Genomic DNA, 19,952 nt, shown 5'->3' on the forward strand with positions numbered 1-19,952 from the left:
AGGAAGGTAAAAGCCCCGCGCTGCGGGGCTTTTACCTCTAAATTTGTCCTAACTACTGTGACTACAGCTATACATGCTCAGCACTCTAGAACGCATTTCTATGGCAGGAATCGCTCGTGCGGTGCAAGATCCTAGCAATTGCCCTCTACGACAATGAGGAGTTTGGGGGTGGGTTAATCTCCACAAGGTTTGGCAACAGTGGTGGGTGAGGTTCCCCTTAAATTCCTACCGGGGACGAAACAAATGTGTATGCTCAGGATTATAAAGCCGCGATCGACGACCGTCTTCCTTAAAGCCCGTATGCACCGCCTTCAGGGCTGGACTGATGAGATAAAGCGTTGTACGAATCAGCTTCTCCCGTGCCGTTACTTCTGCCATTTGGCTCAAAGGCACCACCCAAATTTGCTCATCGGGCCAACCCACCCGGAAACAAACCGCTACAGGAGTATCCGCTGCATAGTGTGCCAACAGTTGCGCCTGAGCATTTTCCACATGACGAGCACTGAGGTACAAACAAAGACTGGCTTGATGGGCTGCCAGCGCATCCAACTCCTCGGCAGCTGGAACCTGAGTGCGTCCACTAATCCGCGTCAAAATAATCGTTTGCACCAATCCCGGTACAGTTAGCTCCACATTCAGCCGAGCCGCTGCCGCCTGAAACGCACTAATCCCCGGAATCACCTCAAAGGGAATCTCTGCCGCCGCCAATGCCTGAATCTGCTCATGGATTGCACTGTAGAGGCTGGGATCCCCAGAGTGGAGCCGCACCACCGATTTTTGTTGCCGTACCCGATCGATCATCAACGGCAAAATGTCCTCCAGGGTTTTATTTGCCGTTCGGATAATTTCCGCCTCAGTGCGGGCTAGACTCAGAATTTCGGGTGGCACCAGGGAATCGGCAAAGAGAATCACATCAGCCTGACGCAGTAACTTCTGAGCCTTCACCGTTAGCAAATCAGGATCGCCCGGCCCCGCCCCCACAATGTAAACCGCTGGAGACAGACTTAGAGCGGAAGACTCAGTTCGATCGGTTTGATCTAGAGCAGCTTGATCAGTGGAATTCATAGAGGACAGATAAAATTTGGTCAAAGGATCAATCGGTATAAAGTTTCACTTCTCCGTGAAATCTTTGAAAACGAGAGCAGTAATGTAAAAAATAGATGAACTCCCCCGAAAAATAACGGACATTCAGTGCTAAGTAGGTAACAGTGAATGGTAGATGCACCCTGATTCAAACCCTGGAGGACACTCTGGGGTTTTTTTCGTTATGGAAGAATCCAAAAGCACTCAGGTAGCCGCAAGCGGATAGACTGGCCGAACCAGGGCATGGGGGATTGGTCATAGGGGATTAGTCATGGGGCGAATCATCCGGGGGCATTGGGGTAGTCAAGTGATCTTTAGACACTGAACCGACATCGGGCAACGATCGATCGCACCCATACAGCCAGCCCAGCCCCAATAATCCTACCGTAATCCCAATCAGGCTAATTACCTGAGCAATGCGCAGCGGCCCCAGCATCAGGCTATCCATCCGCAACCCTTCAATCCAGAACCGTCCCAGGCTGTAAGCCACCCAATAGACCAGAAACAGCGTCCCTGGCTTCAGGGGAGACTTAAACCAAACTCCCCGGAAAAACAGCCACAGCAGCAGGGCAAACACCCCCAGATTCCAGAGCGATTCATACAAAAACGTGGGATGGAAGAACTCAAATGCTTCAAAACCTGGAGGACGTTGGGCGGGAGGGATATACAATCGCCAGGGCAGATCCGTGGGTGCGCCAAACGCCTCCGAGTTAAAGAAATTACCCCACCGCCCGATCGCCTGTCCCAAAATTAAGGCAGGAGCCACTACATCGGCTAACTGCCAGAAAGAGACACGATACCACCGGGCAAACACCAGGGCTGCCCCAATTCCCCCCAGAATCGCGCCATGAATCGCCAGTCCTCCCTGCCAGATCGCCAGGATTGATCCAGGATTGTCGGCATAGTAACCCCAATTAAACAGCACATAATAGAGACGCGCACTGGGAATGGCTGCAATCACCAACCAGATCGCCAACTGACTAATGCGCTCTGGATCCATTCCTCGGCGTTCCGCCAGCGCAGAAGAAAGGCTCACGCCACAAACGACGGCGATCGCAATCAGTAACCCATACCAGCGGATGGCGATCGGCCCCCACTCAAACAAAATCGGGCCGGGGGAGCGCAGTTGCGCCAACCCAATCAACCCGCTTAATTCAATTAATCCGTCGAACCCCATAACCAAAATCAAAATCCTGACATTCCACGACTCACCAGTTACTCCCTACGGTAGCTTATAGCTCGCAACTCGGATGATCAGTTCGCCCTGGCGGGGATCATGGCTAAACACAAAGGCTCCCTGCTGTTCTTCTCCCGCTGAAAGGAAGTCAATCTGCTGTTCACCCATTTCTTCCATCTGACCATTGATGATTAGCTCTCCCAACACCTGCACCGATTCAGCGATTCCCCCGCCCACATTGGCGGTCGTGAATGGAACATAATACTGTCCCTGACTCCGCTCGACCACCGTTTGCGGATGCACAGAAAGAATGGGTGGCTCATCGCTCTGCGTCAACCAGACAAACAGCACTAATCCAACCAGAATCAGCACCAGAAATGCCGCGATCGCAAAGGTAATCCACTCAGCCGAAAAGGTATAGGCGCGTAAACGTTTTTGGTTCATTGAGTTAATTTCCAGAAGTCTTGGTTAGCTTGCAGTCTGTAGAGGATAGAACCGACAGAGGGCTTGACGTGAAAAGGATGTGAGATATGGAGCATCAAATCGTTAAGCGTCCAGCTGCGCCTCCCACCGTTGCAGGCAGGCCCAAAATGACCGCTTGCTGCAACCACAGCGTCCAGGGATCGGTAAAGCTCAAGCGATGAAACAGCCACAGCATCAGAGCTGCCGCAATAAACGAAACAATATAAGATATCAGCGTTTCACTGAGGGGATGGCGAAAGAAGCCCTGATAATGGTGGCGATTCCGGCGGGCAGTAAACCCCGCGACAAAGACAATGCAGTAGGAAATTACTAGGGAGGCAATAATGAGTGCCAGCAACCAGGGAGGAGAAGCCGCAGCCGCCAGCATCGGGACTTCATCCGTTGGGGCAATATTAAAGGCAATAATAATCGCTCCAACCAGCGTCGCTCCAATACTGGCAAAGGTCTGATGCCATTGTTCCTGCCGGATCCGGTTCAGGGGAAGACTAAGCCGTTGGGTGCTGGCTTGATGGGTAGAGGGAGAATGGGATTCAGACGGCTGCACTGAGGGCTGCACTGAGGGCTGCACTGGCGGCTGCACGGTATTTTGTTGAATCAGCGTTGAACCAGCCAGGGCCGCTCCAATGGTAAACGGCATACTTTGAATGATGACCTTACCAAGGGCTTCCTCAAGCGGCGTACTGAACGTGATCTCTTGCAGCAAAATCAGCACAATAGCTGTGCAAATTGTACCGATCGCAATTACATCCACACTATCGCGGATTGCCTGAGCAGGGCGATCGGGTTTTGTGCGTCTAAAGCCATCTGTCCGGTTCAATAAAAATGCGATCAGAAACGTAAATAACAAAACTCCCAACATTAAGGGAGGACTGGTCTGAGAACCAATCCACCAGGCTTCCATCGTGTAGAGCAAGGGAATACCAAATAGAAAACCACCCGATGCTCCCCGGATTAAATCTTCAAATTCAGCACGCCATTCTTGTTTACCTGGAAAAACAATAGGTCTAACAATTCTACTGCTCATCCCGTAGTGTCTAGTAATGTTTCCATTGAAAATCCAGCTAAGCGGCCAAAACGACCCGCCATGACCCACCGCAATCCATTCATTTTTCACTCCTGAAAGCAGTGAATCAGCAGTTAATCAACCGTCTGATTCCTGATCGCAAAGCCAGATCGCCTCGCTATCACCGATCGCCTCGCTATCACCGATCGCCATAAAACAGTGATAAGACATACGGATCTGATTCACATCCCCATTCGGAGAGAATCTGAACCGAACGTCTTTCCCCAGTTTCGCTGGACATTGAAGCTCGCTGGCGCATCCCCAACGCACAGCCTAACGTCCAGGACTGACGATCTCCCGTTTGTTCAGGTCATACCGATCGCCATGACTGAGAATATGCACCCGCAGATTGTGGAGGCTAATTGGATCGGTTGAACCAGCAGTGGCATAGTTGGTGTAGGACACCGCCCCTGGATCCACCACCGTCACCGTGCCCTTGCCAATCACCTGAAACGAACCATTCCCTTCAAACATGGCACAGGTATCTTCATCGATGCCCACGCCCAGTCGATCGGTATGGGCCGCCACTGCACTGAGGAGACGGGCCATCCGGTTGCGGTTATGGAAATGCTGATCCACCACCAGTTCTGGAATAATGCCTAGCCCCGTCGTCATATCCACCAGCGATCGATTGGGAGACTCACCACTGCCGCCCCCCGCAATCATTTGTTGTCCCATCACCGCTGCCCCGGCACTGGTTCCAGCCAGCGTAATTTCACCCAACTGGGCCCGCATCCGCACCCGCTCCATGATTGGTGTATCGGACAGGAGTTCATACAGCCGCAGTTGATCGCCCCCCGTCATAAAGACCCCCGTGCAGTCTTCCACAAAGGACTGCCAGGTTGAGTCTTCCCCATGGGATCGCTCCCGGATATCCAGGACTTCGATCGCCTTCGCGCCCATTTCCTCAAAAATGTCGTGGTAGCGGCTGCCGATCACCGCAGGTTCGCGGGATGCAGACGGAATGATGGCAATGCGAGCATCTCCTCCGCCAGCCCGTTGAAAGAAGGTTTGCAGAATCAAGCGGCCATGAATTTTGTCTTCCGCGCCGCCAATGATCATGACGGCAGTTGTTGTCGATTGGGGCATCCTTGGCTGAAGGAGTTGAGTGTCTAGTTGCAGCATCATATCGCTTCTGGGCGTACTCCGAATCAGTCGCCCCAGTAGCCTATTGAAGAAGATGCCATAGTTGCGCATTCGTGTGCTTGATCAGTATTAACATCTTCTGGCATCGATCGTAGGCTGCAAGGGCCGGTTCGATAACTGTTAAATTATTCTAAAAGAATACAGTACGAACGCTCTTAGTCCTCCAATCCTATGAGATTTGCCAGCTTTGCGACGGCGTATTTCAATTTAGTATCACACTTTATGCCTAAGTTTAAGTCTACTTATAACTTTTTGGGCAGAATGGCTGGCTGGATTGCCTTTTGCAGGCTTTCTCCCTTTAAACTTAAGGAGTTAATCATCGCCTTTGTCCTGTCTGCGCCATCATGCTGACCCAGCCTCAACCCCAATCTGAACCCATTTGGCTTGCGATCGTCCGCCTATTGCGGTGGAATAAACCAGCAGGACGACTGATTTTAATGATTCCAGCTCTGTGGGCAGTCACCCTGGCGGGGCAGGGAACCCCTCCGCTTCCCCTGGTCGGACTGATTATTTTGGGGAGCCTGGCAACCAGTGCCGCCGGCTGTGTCGTCAATGACCTCTGGGATCGAGATATTGATCCCCAGGTGAATCGTACCCGCGATCGTCCTCTGGCTTCCAGGGCCCTGTCAGTGAAAACCGGATTGGGGGTGGCTCTGGTCGCGTTCCTCTGTGCCTGTGGGCTGGCCCTCTACCTGAATCGATTTACCTTTATCCTCTGTGTGGCAGCGGTTCCAGTCATCATCCTGTATCCCCTGGCTAAACGATTTTTTCCCGTGCCCCAACTGGTGCTGTCGATCGCTTGGGGGTTTGCCGTACTGATTAGCTGGAGTGCGATCACTGCTTCCCTGGAACCTGCAACCTGGCTGCTGTGGGGGGCAACGGTACTGTGGACGTTGGGTTTTGACACTGTCTATGCTATGGCCGATCGAGAAGACGATGCCCGCATTGGGGTTAATTCCAGTGCCCGATTTTTTGGGCGATTTGCCGCTCTGGCAGTGGGACTTTTTCTGGCAGGGGCAGCGATCCTGCTCGCAAGATTGGGCGTAGTCATGGCTTTGGGCAGTGCATTTTGGCTAGCCTGGGCGATCGCAGTAGCCGGTTGGATCTGGCATTACCTGCAACTCCGGCCCCAATCCCCCGATCCGGCAGTGTATGGCCAGGTTTTTCAGCAAAATGTTTGGATTGGCTTCGTGCTGCTGGTGGGCATGGAGGTTGGTCTTTTGCAAGGACTCCAACAAGGACTCTAGTAGAAGCGAGCGTGAATTGAGCAACCGTAGAGCGGGCATCTTGCCCGCGCAGGCTGGAAGCCTGCACTACGAAAGGTGGGCGTATTGCTGCCGAGGTCTACTAGGTTCAGAAACCGAAATTCCGGTGTCCCAACCCCGTTAGCAAGGAACTTGAAGAATGCATAACGTCTTGCCATCTTGCCTCGAATCAGAGCTAGCCTGAAATCAAGGGAGTAGATAGTCAATCTAACTGCTCTCAATGGAACCTGTTCACCAGATCAGGGAGTGGTTTAAAACCTTCTGGCAAGGATTTAAACACAGCCCAGGGGACAATTGTGTTCCTTTACTGATATGGACAGGTCTACAGCAGGCAGGATGGAGGTGAGGCTAATGAACTCACGATTTCAGAATCGCACTGAAGCGGGGCAGCGTTTGGCTACCAAACTCGCAGCCTACACCAATTTTCCCAACCTACTGGTTTTGGGATTACCGAGAGGGGGGGTGCCGGTGGCCTACGAAATTGCTAACGCGCTCCATGCCCCTCTGGATGTTTGGCTGGTTCGCAAGCTGGGCGTTCCGGGGCAGGAAGAGTTGGCGATGGGAGCGATCGCCCTGGGGGGAGTGATGATCCTGAACCAGGAAATCATTCAGGCCCTGGATATTCCTCAGGATGCGATTCAGCGGGTGGCAGAGGCAGAACAGCAAGAGTTAGAACGGCGCGATCGCGCCTATCGAGGCGATCGTCCACTTCCTCAGGTGCAGGATCATACTGTGATTCTGGTGGATGATGGCATTGCAACCAGCTCAACCCTTCGAGCCGCCATTGCTGCCCTCCAGCGACAGAACCCCCAGCGCATTGTCGTTGCCGCTCCAGTCGCTCCACCTTCTGTATGTGAGTCCTTGAGAAACGTGGTAGATGAGGTCATCTGTCTCAGTATGCCAGAGCCGTTACAGTCGATTGGGCTGTGGTATCAGGACTTTTCCCAAACCACGGATGAAGAAGTGCGAGAGTTGTTAAAACAATCTGCGATTTCCCTGGCAGCGATCGGGGAGCGGTAAGGTAAAAGCCAGTAGGGGGAAGGAAGGAGGGTTGATGTCCATTGGGGAGTTGTAGGGGCAAAGGGTCGTTTGTCCCTGAGTCGTTTAGCAGGTCGTAGAAACAATCAGATTGATGTACCGTTGGGTAGGAGTGAGTTTATGTCAGAGTTTCAGGATTTCTTAAGACGGACATTCGCCTACGTGGCGATCGGGGAGTTCAAGGCAGGAAAGTTTGAAGAAGCTCAACAGCTTTACGAGGAAGCCGTTTCAGCCTATGGAGATGGCTTCAAAGGAACCTACCTGCTCCAGGAACCAGGAACCGATCGCGGCATTTCGATTATTTTCTGGGAAAGTGCGGCGGATATGGAAGAAGCCAACCATACAGAACGCCATGATCAATTGATGAAGCGCATGGCTCCCCTTTTCGCTAAAACTCCGACGATCGGGTTTTATGAGGTGGTGTGTGATATTCAGCCGGAGGAAGTGCCGGTGAGAAATCCGTTGATGTGATGGGTAATGGGTAGTAGGTAATGGGTAATGGGTAATGGGTGGTCGGAAATGGATGGTAGGTCATGCAATCGCGTTTGTTTCCATCTATGATGTTTGTGCCAATCTCACTATCACCGATTACCCATCACCAATTACCCATCACCGATTACCGATTCCCAATGTCCCCTCCTTCATTCCCCCTTGACGCTGCCCAATCCTTTATTCACGTTCCTGTTTTAGGGCAGGAGGTGGTGGAAGGTTTGAGGCTGCGATCGGGGGGACGCTACCTGGATGCAACGGTGGGTGGAGGTGGGCATAGTCGTTTGATTCTGGAAGCGGTTCCTGAGGTTCAAATTACGGCTCTGGATCAGGATGAAAATGCTTTAACGGCAGCGCAGAAACATCTGGCGGAGTGGGGCGATCGAGTACAGTTTGTACGAACCAACTTTGCTGAGTTTAACCCAGGAACGACTCAATTTGACGGCATTCTAGCCGATTTGGGTGTTAGTTCACCCCAGTTTGATCATCCCGATCGCGGCTTTAGCTTTCGGCTGACGGCTCCTTTGGATATGCGGATGGATCAGCGACAGTCCCTCACGGCGGCTGAGGTGGTGAACACCTGGGGTGAGGTGGAGTTGGCAAATCTGATTTATACCTATGGTGAGGAACGCCTCTCTCGTCGGATCGCCCGTCGGATTGTGGAACGTCGCCCGTTTGAAACCACTACTGAGCTGGCAGAAGCTATCTTTCATTCTGTGCCGCGCTCCTATCGCTATGGACGCATCCATCCCGCCACCCGCACCTTCCAGGCTCTCCGCATTGTGGTGAATCAGGAACTTAAGGTGTTGGAAACCTTCCTGGAACTGGCTCCCACCTGGCTGAAGCCTGCCGGACGGCTCTGTATCATCAGCTTTCACAGCCTGGAAGATCGGATTGTCAAGCATCGATTTCGGGAGTCTGAAACGCTGCATGTGATCACCCGGAAGCCGATCACACCAACCGAGGCGGAGATGGAACAAAATGTGCGATCGCGTTCTGCTAAACTGCGAATTGCTGAAAAAGTTGCGGATTCTTCAGAAACTAGTTGACGAAGTGACTGCGATCGGGGCATGATGGTAAACGCACTAAGGGGCTATAGCGCAGTTGGTAGCGCACCTCAATGGCATTGAGGGGGTCAGGAGTTCGAATCTCCTTAGCTCCATGTTTCAGAGCCTTATAGGTACGTTTCTGGGGATACCCGTTCAACCTGGGTTGTATATTTTTTGTATCCTCCCAGAATGAAATTAACCATCGCAGATTACAAAGGCAAACTTAGGATCAGATATCAGTTACAGGGTAAGACTCAAACGATTTCGACAGGGTTAAACCCCGATCCTCATGGTTATCAAAGGGCAGAGTTGCTAAAACGGCAGATTCAAATCGATGCTGAAACTGGGCATCTCAAGCCTGGTGAGGTTTATCGCTCCATGCTTGACCCTGCCAGATATGCAGATTTAACCTCGGTTAAAACTAAGGTTAAACGTGAGCCTTACAAAACTAACCGCAAAATCCACCGGGAACCGCTCACTGATACACAGATCAAAAAGCTGATTGCCGCTTTTTACGAAAATTCTTTCGATTTGAATGCTTCCCACTATGCACCCTGGTTAGAATTTTTAGCTTTGACAGGTTGCCGCCCAGCAGAAGCGATCGGGCTTCGTAAATCTGACATAGATTTTTCTTCTGAATCGATTCAGATAGCTAGAGCATTAGCACGACAGAGGAATAATTCGGCAAGTTCAGCCCGGATCAAAAAAGGAACGAAAAATGGCAAGATCCGGTTTCTGCCCATGTCAAAAAAACTTTTAACCCTGGTTAAAACTCAAGTTAAAACCTCCCCAACTGATCTTGTATTCCCCAGTCCCAAGGGTTTAGCTATTGACGATCGCAATTTTTCCAAACGGATTTATAAACCATACCTAAAAGCTCTGGGACTGCCTAACCGTGACCTCTATAATTTACGCCATGCTTTTGTAACGCGGGCCCTAAAGCAAGGGATGAGCGTGGTTCATGTTGCCTATTTGATCGGTGATAGCCCAGCAAGTGTGACTAAATTTTATGCTCATTCGGTACGTCCTGATGAGTTGCCACCTATACCGGATTGAGAAAAAAACCCGGTTAAAACCGGGGTTAAACACGTTCAATTTTGAGATTTCTTTGTAGGTTGCCAAGTGTATGGTTGAAAACCGGGAATTCCATGTTTCTCGTCATCCTGTAACAGGACATTGAGATAATCAACTGCCGTAGCAACATCTTGTATTTTCTCCTGGTGGTCATCTAGCTCAAGTGCCTGGGACAACAGGTTAAGCGATTCGAGAATGGTTTTGTTAACTGGGTCGATCGAAATAAATCTGTTTTGCATTGTCATTAAATTCACCTCCTTAGTTTTCTTGAGAGTAGTCAAACCTGGGTTAAAATCAGTTAAAACTTCATTAAAAATGTGGGTCAACTTATCCCTTGCTGGGTTAATTTGCCCTGCGCCCTTTGGTTAAAGTGCTAATATTACAATTCAATTTTAACTCTCTCCATAGTCAAGGGACAACGCGGATCAAATTGGGACAGCTAACCGTCCTAAAATGGGTCATTTTGGGCACAATTTTTGACTGAAATTTACCTGCTTATCCTGTGAGAATTGCATCATGTGTTGATTTTTGCAGGAAAATAAGGCTCAAATTTCATCAGGCTGTTACCAATCGTATACGAACCGTATACAACTGGTTAATAATTCCTAAAAAAACTAGGAAAATGATAAGAATAACTAATCATTTGTGTGCAAGGTGTATACGAGATGTATACGAGATGTATACGAGGTGTATACAAATTATACTTTGCTTAAAATCAAATCGGGTTTACATACCAAAAACATAGGTTATCTGTCAAGAGTCTTTGTACTTAAATTAGACTTGTGACTCATACGGATTTGTTATATGAGAATATGATAAAATAGTAACAGCGAGAAAAGAACCAAACAATTTTATAAAATTGGCGTTCTAATCTCACTTAAAACCAAGGTTAAACAACCTTTCAACATAGACTGATTCACTCAATGAATTCCGCCTTCCTTCGGACAAGGAAATCTCAATAGAGTGATTCTCTTACGAATCAACCCAAAAAGTTATAAGCTACTTTCACAAAAGGCTGGACAATCAATTTTTTTTAGGTGTTCTCAAACCTCAACATGGGAACTACCAGGGCATAGGCTTGACCGAAATAGTGCCCCAAATCAGATAGGTAAGGGGCGACCGATCGCCCCTTTTGTATTAGTTTCAACCAGGGTTTAATCAAAATTTGAACGGATTGGCATCCTCTAAATTTTGGTTTTTAGCCTGATAAGATCTGAGTTTTGATTTCTCCTTTTTAGTCCGTTTTTTGGGAATTACACTCAGGATTTCAGAGGGTTTTTTATGCCCCTTAAAACCGGGGTTAACTTGAGATTCTTTACTGAGATCTGAGAATTGAACTGAACCAAAGTTGTTCTTAAATTTAACTGGGGTTAAACTATCTAAGTTCCTGAAAAACTGGTATTTATGCTCTAGCTGTTGAAGTATTTGAGGGTTACGACTGTGGTTGAAAACATAGATCTCGTTTGACTGTTTTCTGAGGGCTTGTGTCCAGTTGGCTGATCCTCCTAAGCCCGCCTTTAAGTTCTCCTCAGCGTCATAGAGCAGCAGCAGTTTTGAGTGCAACAGATCGTGTTTATCCTGGGGGCTTCCTGTTTCCCATAGCTGATGTCGGGCTACGAATTGCTTCAGCAGTTCTAGCAACTTTGGGAACCGATCAAGTTTTCCTTGTTCATATTGGATCTGCAAATCCTGTGACTGTAGAATGATCTCTACTTTGGGCTTATCCAGGAACAGCTTTAGCAGTTTTTTATTAGTAAACTCATAAGCCAGTGACTTAATAATCGGGTAAGGTCTGATCAGTTGCAGAACTTGAGTTTCTAGAGTTGGTGTTTCTAACCTGGGTTTAACTTCCCACTGATTAGATTTCGATCGCGGATCAGACCGATACGATTTTTTGTAACTCTCTTCGTATGGGTCAAGTAGAATCTCGGTGTTGTAAACATTAATCATCCTCAAATCCCTCCTCCAAAAGTTGCTGTAGCACTGACCTAATAAACACGCTACGGGTTAAACCTGCCTTGTCAGCTAATTTATCAAGTTGGTCTAGCTGTTCTGAGGTAAACCGGATCGAAAATGTGCGATCGTAATTGAGCTTTTGCCCTGCTTGGGCCTGTATTTTCTTAAGCAACATTTTTAATCACCCCTCTAACAAAACTCTTAACAAAGGTTAAAACTTCTTTGACTGAAATTGTGTTTGTTTTTTCATCAGTTTCAGGCAAATCGTAAACCTGATGAATTAAAAAGTTATAGGGGTGATCTTCAATCCAGCAAAACATAACAACATTGATTGCTAAAGCTGTGAGATCTTCCCACTCCTCTACTACGTCCTGGGGGAACCTGTAGGGGTTTAATTCCTCAACCTGACGTAGTTGCCCGTTTTGAAAAATCAGGATACTTCCTGGGGCAAAACCTAGCCGTAGAATCGATCTGTTGAACTGCTTAGGTGTGTAGATTGTCTCGCCTTCAAGTTCCAGGGGGAAATCCATTTCAATTCGATCGTTACAAAATTGCTGTTGCTGCTCTGGTGAGAATTCAATCCTTGGTTTTTGCCTTAAAGCTGTCATAAATTAATCTCCTTTTGTACTCTCCCTACACTATAACACAAATTGTGTTATGATCAAGAGGTAGTTAAGAAAAGGGAAATCTAAATGTCTAATTTTTTGGACAGATCACTAACCAATCATTCACGGTTTGTCAGCAAGACTGGCAGATGGGCTGATTGTTTCGTGGACTTCTATCACAGAGGTTCTAAGCAATCTAAGGTTAAGCCTAGTAAGCACTTACAAAAGCTCCAGCGATCTCTATCTGATTCTTTTACAGATGAAGAATGGATCGATGCTGTGTTTTGGGTAACTCGTAGATTCTCACCAGCTTCAGTTCTTGAATGCTTTGAGTTTTTCTATGATGTCTATTATGGTAGTGGTAATTTTTCCTGGCTCAAACTTGGCTTCTATCATAAAAAATACCTGAAAAGTTCTGTTTTAGTTAAGATTTTTCAATCCCATGACTATTACAAGCATCCAAAATGGTTCCCGCAAGGGAGAGGTCATGTCTACATCATCCAACAGGTGAAATACCCTACCAAATAAACATAAAGAGGGGTTAACGCCCCTCTTTTTAATGGTTTTAACCTGCGATCAACCAGGATTGCAGGATTTGAAATTTTAAGGCTGGTTTTAACTGGGTTGTAGCGATCGAACTAACGGGGGATCTAACCCCAGTTAGAATATTTGTCAAACCAAGGTTAAAATATTAATAGAGTCATAGAATTTTCTTGACCGCAATGTGATAGAAACTGTAACTCTAAAAATAAATCCTTTAACTGGGTTGATCGCAATGTAAAACCGGGGTTAACGGTGAGGAAATTTTTAAGAGCAATTCGAGAAAAGATCCTTTGATTTGTTAAAAATTAACTTCAAAGGAGAAGTGGTAAATTTGAATCCTAACGTAAATATTCCAGAATCTTTGGCTAACGTAGCACCCGTTATTTTGGGAGAGGCTTTAGAAATTTGGCGTGGACAAACTCCCCTCTTGAGTGCAGGCGTAGTTACTGACTACAGCTCTGATCTCGCTGAGAAGGGTGAGGCTGTAGATCTGCCAGATGTGCAACCGATGGAAGCTTTCGACATTGTACCAGATCCGAATCTGGTTCCCGAATCTGAAAAACCTGATGTAGAAAACCGTAGAATCGTGCTTGACCAACATAAAGGCGCAAGTTTCAACCTCACACAAGCAGAATACGCGACAATTGAGCAGGGCAAAGTCATTCCTGGTGCTGTAACTCGCGCTGCTGAAGCACTGGTAAAACAGGTAAACGAGGCAGTATCAGTAGATCGCAAATTCATTCTAGAGAGGGTAAATAGATGGCTGTGATGACTGGGAAATGTCGCTCGACAGCCTGAGAGAGAAACTCCAACATGGTCTTGAGACTAAAGAGTTCTCGGTAAACGACCCGTCCTCCTCGTTGAGTACGGCTCACAAAGAACCAGAGCAAATACACCCAGAGATTGACCAAAATAAACGCCAGAGCCACAAACAGCAAACGGGTGACTGGATTCTTGCTCGTGGTGCGGATACGGCACCCATTTTTCATCCTGTAGCTGGTCTCGATACCGAAACGGTCTTTGTAATGCTGATGCATCTGCTCCAAAGCAACCCTCACACGATGCACCACGTATAGGGTGTATTGGATACCATGTTTCCCTTTGAACCCTTTGTAATAGCTGCAAATCACCCGCATCTGACAGGTAACTGAACCATATTGAGGGCTGTTGAGGGTATAACGGGTGGCATAACTTTTGCGCCCAATCAACAACTGGCGAGTACCTCCACGTTTGCCTCGAATTACCGCAGGCATGAGAAACGGAATATTGAGAGCTTTGAGCCAACGAATGACTGGTACACTATAGAACCCACGGTCAAGATAAAGCCGTTTGACGCGGACTCGTAAGGGAGTCAGCATGGCTAATAAATAAGTGATGGTTGCAACCAATGTTTCATGCCGATGCACGGCATGAATACCCAAAGTAACCCGTTTGTTACGACAAATCACATAGACGGTGGCATAGGCAAAGAACGAAGTCGTGCCTGCCTTAGCTTGAGAGCGGTAGATGTAAGGCTCAGTGGCGACGTTCACACTGCCGTAATAGGGAATCAGATGGAGGTCAATGGCAATACGATGCTTGCCCTTACGAATTTTTGGGGGGATGCGGCTTTGCAGAGCGGCATTGAGTTGAGATTCCAGAGTTGTGATATCGTCTAACTTATCGAGATGATAGCGAATGCCATTGCCACTGGGTACGCCCTCCAATCGTTGTGTTGTGTGTTCAATGCTATCGCTGCGACTGGCGGCCCGTAGCAAAATCTCAAACAGATCTTGGAGTGTGTATCCACCTTGCATGTCCAGGGATAAGTGTTCCAATAGGCAGTCGAGGGCTACCTCCAACGTCGCTTCATCCGTCAAAGCTGGAGCAGGCGATAATGAACTTGGGTAGATCGTCATGGCTTTGTTTTAATGCGTTTAGCCTGACCCTACCCCTTTCCTAGAGAATTTGCGATCTACTGAGTATGGCAAGCTTATGTGCAGGCTCAAAACGTTGTTGGTCAACCGGGAACAGCCCTGTTTACTAACGATTCCAAGGCACTGTTGCAAGCCCGGAAGCGGTTGAATCAGATTCATGCTCCGCAGACCGATAGGTTTCTGGTAGTCGATGTTGACACCGAAACGGATATGACGGAACTGGTTGAGAAACAAAATGGGCCTCTGTCTTTGCAAAGTCCTTTTGCGCTGGGTCAGCGGCTCGGCTTCAATTGCTACTACGATGTCTACAATCCCATGCATGAAGCGGGTTCGGCTTCTAGCAATGAGAACTTGGTGGTCGGGTCGGCACAGGTTGAAACGGTTATTGTTTCTACGCAATACTTGGGGATTAATCTCAAGGGTGATGTGAAACAGTATTACTTAAATATCGATGAAGCTACCTCCGGTGAAACGATCCATAAGGGTGACATCCTTCAGATTGCTGGAGTGCCCGGATATGTGAACGCCCTGGAAGATGCTGAAGCAGAAGCCGGAGTTATTCGTGTCCTAATCGATCGCTATGTGGATGCACAGGAAGCCGCCGCCGTGACTGTCTATCCTGATCACGTCATTAGTCTTGCCGGACACCGTTCTGCTATCGGTATGGCCGTTCGCAACCTTGGCAACTCGATTCCAGATAAAGGGATTTCGACTTCGATGACTGATGAAAGTGGGTTGACTCTAACTTTGGATTACTACCCTGGTTTCAAAATGGGTACATGGGTACTATCTTGTCTGTTCGGAACATCGGTAATCCGTCCCGAAGCACTGGTAAAGCTGATTAGTTGATGACTTGAGGGTTACATCAAAAAGTCATAGTTAATTTCCTCCTAAAAAGATGCCTCTCCATTTCTGGAGAGGTTTTCTTATGTTTAACCCCAGTTTTAGGGCTTATTAACCTATGCACGTTCAAAATGCTTCACCGTTCTAAGAGCCGTGAAGGGGCTTTAATTTTCGATCGAACACTACATCAAAAAAAGGTTTAAGGTCTGTTCTAGAGCCTGCTAGGTAAGGCTGGTTGGATGTTGAGTTAAAGTCTAGTTTAACTGGGGTTGATCACAGGTTGAAACAGTTTGTTCTTAATCCCTACCGGGGGGGTAGGACTTCAACAGTCCCACTGTTGATGCTGGCAAACCCAGCAAATCATCCTAACCGAAGTCTGACTTTGATTATGAAAGAAGCCTGGATTCTCTAGCCGCGCAGCGATTAGAAACAAACTAAAAAAAACCCCCTTTCATTGCGTCCGGGAGGTTTCCTCAGTTTTGTACAACTTACAACTCTGTAGTGAATTAAGGAGTTCTACTACACCTCTATCATAACAACAAAAACCCGCTTTTTTAGAGCGGGAAATTTAGTTAGTTAATCCAAGATTCTAAATCTATGATTACCTATATTTTAACCTGAGTTAGCCTGTTTTTCTCAACCACCGATCAATTCGAGTTGCAGGTACAGAAAATAACGGGTTTTGAGTGAGTAACAGTTCCAATTCATCGTGGTCTTTAGGGAAGTTTAACCCAGGTTTTAACCTTATTCCTCGGAAGGTTTTACCCCTGTTTAACTTCATCCTATTCTCCATAACTCGCTTGACCGTATTCGCAGGTTGAACAATAACCTGTCCATAATAAGACCTCAACCAGCAATAGCCCTTTGACATTGCTTGGGTGTTGATTGAGTTATAGCCTGGGAAGGTGACACCTTCTTTCGTACTATAAAGAAACCTGAGAATTTTCTCAGATTCAGCCAATAATTCTTCCCTAATTTCCTGGGTTTTAACCCCAGTTTTACCTTTATTAAACTCATAATCAAACTCGGTATTCAAAATATTGATCCTCCTTACAATTTTCTTCTTCAAATACGGACTTGGGCACAAAAGTGAGTCTTAAGCTGTCCACTAGATCGGGCGATCCTTGCCCTGTGTATCGCGGCTTCAACCCCGAATCAAGCTCTATTGATCTCAATTGCTTTAACAGAGCTTCTAACCGGGGTAAAAATAAACATTCCGAGTGACTAACTTCTAAATCACTTGTTAATTTAAGATAGGCATTTTGGATTCGCATTTGAAGCTGGTTAAAAAGATAGTCCCGCATATTCTTCCCAAGTTGACGATTTGGGCTTTTGTTAGATCCACTGACCCCCTTAAACTTAATCGAACAGTGCTGTTTGAAAACTTTACTGATCCCGGCCCCGATTCCGGTTGAGTCGTAAAAAAGATAGTCACAGCCCAATGCTTCAGCAATTTCGATCGCTTCCTGGCAAACGTCGATCGTTTCAGCTTGTTCCCAGATCTTGATTTTTAGAATCTGGCTACCCTGCCGAATAGTTAGAACTGAATTATCTGATCCCTTGGCGGAACTAGCCAGATCCAACCCAGCAACACGGGGCCCGATGGCTAGACCTTCGCCTATGACCTTCTCGATAACCTGACTTTCGATAAATGCCCTATCGCTGGAACTATAGAAGTCCCCCAGGATCTCGCGCGCAAAAATATGTTTTGGCAGTAAAATCCGTGTTTTTTCAAGATGAGATTTGATCGATCCCTGCTCTAACTTCCTCAAATCATGCTCAGGCAGGAACTCAAACTTACCTACCCCAGGATTGCCCCACAAGTTGTGAAATAAGTCAAAAGCTCTTAGGGGGCTTGAAAGTAAAAACACACGCGGAGAAGCCGATTTTAGAGCGGATAGGGAGGATTCTAGCTGAGGTACATGAGCGCATTCGTCAAGCAACGCCACAGAATATCTGTTCGATCGTCCTGCTGAAGCTGAACTCTGTCCCTCTATGACTGATCCGCTGTCATGATTGGTAATGCGGCAGTAGTTGAGATCGAAATTCGGTTTTAACCTGGGTGGCAACGATTCTAAACAATAGTTGATTCTCTCCATTAAAGTGCCCTTATTGCCCAGGATATGCACTGATTGGAGTTTGAGACTCGATACCAGTTGAAGGTCATCTTTAACAAAACAGTTCCGCCATGACAAAAAACACGAAAATAGAGAACTCGCCCCGATATCACGCATTTTCTTGATTAAATTAACTTCAAACTCCGTATCTCGCAGGAATTCAAGGTATTTTATTTGCTGAGGCATCAAAAGGATCGGCATTTCCGAAGAATGGTAGCCGTATTCGCTTTTTAACCTGGGATCGAATGCAAGTTGAGTGTGTTCGACAAAAAAATTCAAATCCTCACGGCATTTTGCCCATATAAAATCACGAAAATCTTCTGAGATCTCCGTTCCCTCTAAAATTAGCTTCCTCCTGGCTTCTAACAGGGGTGCAATATCTTCCAGTAGGAAGGTCATGCCCCCTGTTTCAACCCAGGTTGAACGGCTCTCTTCGATCGCCTCTGTAAGCTGGGTTAGAGCCTCGTATAATGCCTGAAACATCCCCGAATCACTTGTCCAGGAGTTTCTTTAAGATGTCCTCTGAACTCATGTCAGAATTTAGCTCTGATTTAGGCTGTTCCTGGGTTTCAGAATCTCCCAACTGGGGTTGAAACTCCTTCCTCATGTTCAACAGAGTATCGATCGCTCTGATCCTGGCGTTCGATGCCTCGTCGTTGTCTGAAAATAGCTCTACCAGTGTGTTGAATGCTTCAGAACTTAAAACTTCCGCAATTTTGTTGTAGGTACTTTCCGATCGTTCCCGATCCAATTGTGCATAAGCTTCTTTGAACTCTGGCTTTTGTCGCCAACTATAAAGCGTTGTGCGATCGATTTTCAAAAGCCTGCTCGTTTCGACGTAAGTTTTGCCCTGAACTAAATACTTAACTGCCTTTAATTGCTGATCTGTTAAATTTTTGATAACTGTTCACCTGCTCCCTCTTGAAACCACTAGAATAGGTTGTAAAAAATTGTATACAGTATACTGTATACATCTATTTTAACCTGGGTTATACCTTCAAACTGACTTGGGTAGTTCAAACCTTGGTTGTAATCCCCTGCGGGGCAGATCAATCAAGCTTGGGATCTGCGTCTAGAATACCTCTCAAAATGCATTTTGAGAGAGTTTGGGAATTTGAATGATGACTAAGTTGTAACTCAGGTTAAATCGCCTTAGAAGCGATCGTAGGAGGGGCTGAGAGGGTTTTTGAGTTACGGGGCTTCGCCCCTAGCGGCAATTCCAAAGTTGGATAAACTTTTTGAAAAAAATCCTCTGGGACAAGTGCCAGAGGAAAACTAGTTAAGGATAATTGGAGGGTTAAGCGATAGGAACTTTGAGACTGTAATTCTCTAAACTGAAATGCTTTAACATCCGTTCGTAATGCGGATTGATTTTAGCCGATCGCCAGGGTAGAGGAATTTGCTTGGAACTAGACATCAAATCCTGAGACTGGCTTAAATCATAACCCAGGTTCATTAAAGCGCGAGATTGAATAAGCGGGACTAGTTTCTTTGGAACTTCTACAACTTTGGGCGTATCGTGCCTTGCAGGGAAGTAATCATAATCAAACTCATCTTCCCCCGTAGGTAGAGGCAAGAAATCGTAAGTTACACAACCGAGTAAGATCGTTTGAACAAAATGAGGATGATAAAGCGAATCCCAGGTCAAAAGATTACGCTCGATAGCATGGGGCGTTTCGCGTTGGAGGCTACGAATAATCACCTTAGATAAAGCAAAAGCAGCATCCTGGATGAATTTTTCCTCTCTATTTAATCTTTGCAAAACGCTCATAGCCGCCTCTTTTATCTATGATTTAACTCTATTTCAGTCTAGCAAAAACAATCTATTTTGTCAACTTTTGTCTGAAATGTTTAACTTCAGTTAAACAGAGGGAAAACTGAGGTTGAAACTGGAAAAAGTGTCACCAGTAGTGTCACCATCAAAAAGTGATGGTGACACCCCTCAAACCCAGTCCTAGTGGGGGGTACAGCCGAAAAATAGGGTGTAGCGTCACCATCAAAATGCCTATGTTGATCAATTTCAATGTAATGCTATTCCTTCTTATAAAAGATGCTTTTCTTTAATTACATTAAAACTCAAAAGTTTGATAAGTGATGGTGACAGT

General features: G+C 46.9%; 22 protein-coding genes and 1 tRNA gene. 8 read left to right on the plus strand and 15 right to left on the minus strand.

Annotated elements, in window-relative coordinates; genetic code table 11:
* Nucleotides 1-225: 225 nt before the first annotated feature.
* The 5 genes from cobM to ACM1PF_RS30210 all read right to left on the minus strand — a co-directional run bounded on the left by cobM (nt 226) and on the right by ACM1PF_RS30210 (nt 4,931).
* Nucleotides 226-1,065: a precorrin-4 C(11)-methyltransferase gene (cobM, locus tag ACM1PF_RS30190; RefSeq protein WP_416670072.1), complete on the minus strand. Its 840-nt coding sequence runs from the start codon at nt 1,063-1,065 to the stop codon at nt 226-228.
* Between the two features lie 283 nt (nt 1,066-1,348).
* Nucleotides 1,349-2,260, minus strand: a complete 912-nt coding sequence (gene lgt, locus ACM1PF_RS30195; RefSeq protein WP_416676862.1) for a prolipoprotein diacylglyceryl transferase — start codon at nt 2,258-2,260, stop codon at nt 1,349-1,351.
* A 45-nt stretch (nt 2,261-2,305) separates the two neighbouring features.
* Complete coding sequence (locus ACM1PF_RS30200; protein ID WP_416670074.1) at nt 2,306-2,704, minus strand: TIGR02588 family protein; 399 nt, start codon at nt 2,702-2,704, stop codon at nt 2,306-2,308.
* A gap of 94 nt (nt 2,705-2,798) precedes the next feature.
* Entirely contained in the window at nt 2,799-3,767 is a 969-nt protein-coding gene (locus ACM1PF_RS30205) for a TIGR02587 family membrane protein (protein ID WP_416670075.1), read from the minus strand.
* A 312-nt stretch (nt 3,768-4,079) separates the two neighbouring features.
* Entirely contained in the window at nt 4,080-4,931 is an 852-nt protein-coding gene (locus ACM1PF_RS30210; protein ID WP_416676863.1) for a cyanophycinase, read from the minus strand.
* Nucleotides 4,932-5,296: 365 nt separating this feature from the next.
* Between ACM1PF_RS30210 and ACM1PF_RS30215 the strand changes: the two genes are divergently transcribed.
* Nucleotides 5,297-6,199 carry a 4-hydroxybenzoate solanesyltransferase gene (locus ACM1PF_RS30215; protein WP_416670077.1) on the plus strand — a complete coding sequence of 301 codons (903 nt, stop codon included), beginning with the start codon at nt 5,297-5,299 and terminating at the stop codon, nt 6,197-6,199.
* Here the strand turns inward: ACM1PF_RS30215 and ACM1PF_RS30220 are convergent.
* Nucleotides 6,196-6,375, minus strand: coding sequence for a hypothetical protein (locus ACM1PF_RS30220; protein WP_416670079.1), 180 nt, complete (start codon nt 6,373-6,375; stop codon nt 6,196-6,198). The genes ACM1PF_RS30215 and ACM1PF_RS30220 overlap by 4 nt on opposite strands.
* A 193-nt stretch (nt 6,376-6,568) precedes the next feature.
* Here ACM1PF_RS30220 and ACM1PF_RS30225 point away from each other — a divergent pair, with 193 nt between their 5' ends.
* The 5 genes from ACM1PF_RS30225 (at nt 6,569) to ACM1PF_RS30245 (ending at nt 9,849) form a co-directional block, all read left to right on the plus strand.
* The gene (locus ACM1PF_RS30225; RefSeq protein WP_416670081.1) at nt 6,569-7,237 is read left to right on the plus strand and encodes a phosphoribosyltransferase; all 669 of its coding nucleotides are present in this window, start codon (nt 6,569-6,571) and stop codon (nt 7,235-7,237) included.
* Nucleotides 7,238-7,375: 138 nt separating this feature from the next.
* The gene (locus tag ACM1PF_RS30230) at nt 7,376-7,726 is read left to right on the plus strand and encodes an antibiotic biosynthesis monooxygenase family protein (protein ID WP_416670083.1); all 351 of its coding nucleotides are present in this window, start codon (nt 7,376-7,378) and stop codon (nt 7,724-7,726) included.
* Between the two features lie 158 nt (nt 7,727-7,884).
* On the plus strand, nt 7,885-8,793 hold the full coding sequence (rsmH, locus tag ACM1PF_RS30235; RefSeq protein WP_416676865.1) for a 16S rRNA (cytosine(1402)-N(4))-methyltransferase RsmH: 909 nt from the start codon (nt 7,885-7,887) through the stop codon (nt 8,791-8,793).
* Between the two features lie 40 nt (nt 8,794-8,833).
* Nucleotides 8,834-8,906 (plus strand) — tRNA-Ala (locus tag ACM1PF_RS30240).
* Nucleotides 8,907-8,982: 76 nt separating this feature from the next.
* Complete coding sequence (locus ACM1PF_RS30245) at nt 8,983-9,849, plus strand: tyrosine-type recombinase/integrase (protein ID WP_416670085.1); 867 nt, start codon at nt 8,983-8,985, stop codon at nt 9,847-9,849.
* Between the two features lie 35 nt (nt 9,850-9,884).
* Here ACM1PF_RS30245 and ACM1PF_RS30250 read toward each other — a convergent pair whose 3' ends face one another.
* From ACM1PF_RS30250 to ACM1PF_RS30265, 4 genes are all read right to left on the minus strand, one after another.
* Nucleotides 9,885-10,193 (minus strand): hypothetical protein, encoded by a 309-nt coding sequence (locus ACM1PF_RS30250; protein ID WP_416670087.1) that lies wholly within the window; start codon nt 10,191-10,193, stop codon nt 9,885-9,887.
* 832 nt (nt 10,194-11,025) lie between these two features.
* Entirely contained in the window at nt 11,026-11,817 is a 792-nt protein-coding gene (locus ACM1PF_RS30255; protein ID WP_416670089.1) for a hypothetical protein, read from the minus strand.
* Nucleotides 11,810-11,998, minus strand: a complete 189-nt coding sequence (locus ACM1PF_RS30260; RefSeq protein ID WP_416670090.1) for a ribbon-helix-helix domain-containing protein — start codon at nt 11,996-11,998, stop codon at nt 11,810-11,812. Before ACM1PF_RS30260 ends, ACM1PF_RS30255 begins: the two co-directional genes overlap by 8 nt.
* The gene (locus tag ACM1PF_RS30265) at nt 11,988-12,431 is read right to left on the minus strand and encodes a hypothetical protein (protein ID WP_416670092.1); all 444 of its coding nucleotides are present in this window, start codon (nt 12,429-12,431) and stop codon (nt 11,988-11,990) included. The genes ACM1PF_RS30260 and ACM1PF_RS30265 overlap by 11 nt, the downstream gene beginning before the upstream one ends.
* An 835-nt stretch (nt 12,432-13,266) precedes the next feature.
* Here ACM1PF_RS30265 and ACM1PF_RS30270 point away from each other — a divergent pair.
* Nucleotides 13,267-13,740 (plus strand): hypothetical protein, encoded by a 474-nt coding sequence (locus tag ACM1PF_RS30270; RefSeq protein ID WP_416670094.1) that lies wholly within the window; start codon nt 13,267-13,269, stop codon nt 13,738-13,740.
* Here the strand turns inward: ACM1PF_RS30270 and ACM1PF_RS30275 are convergent.
* Nucleotides 13,709-14,869 (minus strand): ISH3 family transposase, encoded by a 1,161-nt coding sequence (locus tag ACM1PF_RS30275; protein WP_416666610.1) that lies wholly within the window; start codon nt 14,867-14,869, stop codon nt 13,709-13,711. The genes ACM1PF_RS30270 and ACM1PF_RS30275 overlap by 32 nt on opposite strands.
* Nucleotides 14,870-14,947: 78 nt before the next feature.
* On the opposite strand from ACM1PF_RS30275, the gene ACM1PF_RS30280 reads away from it, so the two are divergent.
* Nucleotides 14,948-15,736 carry a hypothetical protein gene (locus ACM1PF_RS30280; RefSeq protein ID WP_416670096.1) on the plus strand — a complete coding sequence of 263 codons (789 nt, stop codon included), beginning with the start codon at nt 14,948-14,950 and terminating at the stop codon, nt 15,734-15,736.
* A gap of 616 nt (nt 15,737-16,352) precedes the next feature.
* Here ACM1PF_RS30280 and ACM1PF_RS30285 read toward each other — a convergent pair.
* The 4 genes from ACM1PF_RS30285 to ACM1PF_RS30300 all read right to left on the minus strand — a co-directional run bounded on the left by ACM1PF_RS30285 (nt 16,353) and on the right by ACM1PF_RS30300 (nt 19,618).
* Nucleotides 16,353-16,766 carry a hypothetical protein gene (locus ACM1PF_RS30285; RefSeq protein WP_416670097.1) on the minus strand — a complete coding sequence of 138 codons (414 nt, stop codon included), beginning with the start codon at nt 16,764-16,766 and terminating at the stop codon, nt 16,353-16,355.
* Complete coding sequence (locus tag ACM1PF_RS30290; RefSeq protein ID WP_416670099.1) at nt 16,750-18,330, minus strand: hypothetical protein; 1,581 nt, start codon at nt 18,328-18,330, stop codon at nt 16,750-16,752. The genes ACM1PF_RS30285 and ACM1PF_RS30290 overlap by 17 nt, the downstream gene beginning before the upstream one ends.
* A gap of 7 nt (nt 18,331-18,337) precedes the next feature.
* Nucleotides 18,338-18,748: a helix-turn-helix domain-containing protein gene (locus ACM1PF_RS30295; RefSeq protein WP_416676866.1), complete on the minus strand. Its 411-nt coding sequence runs from the start codon at nt 18,746-18,748 to the stop codon at nt 18,338-18,340.
* A 396-nt stretch (nt 18,749-19,144) separates the two neighbouring features.
* On the minus strand, nt 19,145-19,618 hold the full coding sequence (locus ACM1PF_RS30300) for a hypothetical protein (protein ID WP_416670101.1): 474 nt from the start codon (nt 19,616-19,618) through the stop codon (nt 19,145-19,147).
* Between the last annotated feature and the right edge of the window lie 334 nt (nt 19,619-19,952).

It is taken from the genome of Egbenema bharatensis FJBBOT/2019, assembly GCF_048077055.1.
Classification (GTDB): Bacteria; Cyanobacteriota; Cyanobacteriia; order Elainellales; family Elainellaceae; genus Egbenema; species Egbenema bharatensis.